The following is a 2,232-nucleotide window of genomic DNA, read 5'->3' as shown; positions in this document are numbered from 1 at the left end:
TACCAAATTAATATGAAGTTGCATAGAATAATATTTTAATCAGAGTGAAATGTAGATCGAGACAGACAAGTTAATAAATTTCATAATTCTGTGGAGTCTCACATAATATTGGTATAACACCTAACAGCTAATACCTAACACCTAATTCTGTAGAGTCTCACATAATATTGGTATAACGGCAGAAAAAAAATTAGTAGTCATGAATAGAGTTACTTATAGAAATATCAAAAGTTATACCAAATTCAAAAAAGTATGGTCATAGTCTAGAAGAAGGGAACAAGGACTAGGTAACGTGCATCTCGGAACAGAGTTCTATCACTAATTATCCGGACTTGATATAAGTAAAGAGATTTGCGCTCCTGTTAATTCTTAGCTCCTGACTCCTCCTTTTGCAAAAGCCACTATAAAAAGGTAGTCCTGCATAGTAGTGGTAAGATAATTTAAGGATAAAATCAAAAGTTTTTTGTATCTACTCAATATGATGGGGTAGGCAATTATGATAGCTGCCAAGACCAAAAATCGCGCTCGAGAAGATCGGCTAAATCACAAAAAAGAATAAAGGATCAAGAATAATAACAGGAGAATCAAGTTGGTTATAGAAGATGAAATATGAGACAAAATAATGACAGCAAAAAATTAGTAGAGCAAGTCCTGCAAACAATTAACCCGACCGAAATTGCAGACAAATCCTTGTCTCAAACAGTAGAGGTATTACTGAACCTGATAGAGCAATTACAGACACAACTCAAAGAATTACAAACAGAAAACCAACGTTTAAAAGACGAAAATAACCGTCTTCAGGGAGAACAACAACAGCCCAAAATCAAAGCCAAAAAACCAAGAGGATTTTCCCAGAACTACTGATCACAAAAAGAACGAAAGCCACCTCAAAACCATTCAAAGGGCAGTAAAAAATCTCAGCTCAAAATAGATAGGGAAGAAATACTAGAGTACCCTATGGAATTACTACCCATTGATGCAGAGTTTAAAGGTTACGAAGAAGTAATCATTCAAGATATTACCTTGGGAACCGATCATGTATTATTCCTGAAACAGAAATACTACTCACACTCTACGCGAAAAACTCCCAAGGCAGAATTACCATCAGGTGATGAAGGAGAATTTGGCCCAGGAATTAAAAGCTTAATCATTAGTTTGTACTATGGGGGAAATATGACCCAAGGCAAACTATTAGAGTTTCTAGAGGACATGGGCATTTCCATGTCAGCCGGGCATTTGTCCAATCTGTTAATCAAAAACCAGTCTGGTTTTGAGACAGAAAAAAGTGAAATCTATGAAGCCGGACTATTAAGTAGTCCCTGGCAGCACTTTGACCAAACAGGAGCCCCTGTGGGAGGGGTTAACTATACTACGAATGTAGTGTGTAACCCTCTTGATACGGTCTACTTTACTACTGCCAAAAAAGATAGATTAAGTGTACTTCAAGGTTTACTTGACCGACGAGAATTAGAGTTTATTATCAATCAAGAGACTTTTTCACTGTTGGAGACCTTACATATACCAGATAAATGGAAGAAGTCTCTGGAATTGTTGCCCCAAGAAACTGTATTGAATTCCATAGAGTTTAATGGGCTACTAGATAGAGATTTACCATTATTAGGGCCACAAATGCGTCAACGTATTAAAGACGCAGCAGCAATCGCTTTTGATCATCAGCAAACTGACTGGCCAGTTATAAAAACTCTCCTCTGTGATGATGCACCGACCTTCAAGTTACTAACCGATAATTTAGCTTTGTGTTGGGTACATGAGGGACGAGATTATAAAAAGTTAACTCCCAAGGTTAATGATCATCAACAACTCCTGGAACAATTCTTGGATGATTTTTGGGATTACTATCGAGAGTTACTTGCTTATAGAGATGCTCTCACAATTTCAACTGCCCATAGATTACGCTCTGAATTTTCTCGACTTTTCGACACTCAGAGTGGTGATCAGCAGTTGGATGAACGAAAACGATTAACTGCGACCAAGATTTCGGAGTTGCTGTTGGTGTTAGACCATCCGGAATTGCCGTTGCATAATAACCCGGCAGAGTTAGCTGCTAGGACTATGGTGAGGAGACGCCATATCAGTTATGGAACTCAGACGACTGAGGGGACTGCATCTTGGGATACTTTTATGTCCCTTGTTGCTACTACTCGCAAGCTGGGATTGAGCTTTTTTGAATATGTACGCGATCGCATTTCTCAGACCAGAAATATTCCCTCT

At 38.2% G+C, this 2,232-nt stretch carries 2 protein-coding genes; both read left to right on the top strand.

Annotation, left to right across the window (positions count from 1 at the left end; genetic code table 11):
- The first annotated feature begins 609 nt into the window (after positions 1-609).
- Positions 610-864, top strand: coding sequence for a hypothetical protein (locus tag F6K13_RS29555; RefSeq protein ID WP_205127189.1), 255 nt, complete (start codon positions 610-612; stop codon positions 862-864).
- A 93-nt stretch (positions 865-957) separates the two neighbouring features.
- On the top strand, positions 958-2,232 hold a 1,275-nt coding region (locus F6K13_RS29550; RefSeq protein WP_287289345.1), incomplete at its 3' end, for a transposase.

This window comes from Okeania sp. SIO2B9 (assembly GCF_010672505.1).
GTDB lineage: Bacteria > Cyanobacteriota > Cyanobacteriia > Cyanobacteriales > Microcoleaceae > Okeania > Okeania hirsuta.
The sequence above is the reverse complement of the archived record's forward strand: the minus strand, read 5'-3'. Positions and strand labels throughout refer to the sequence as shown.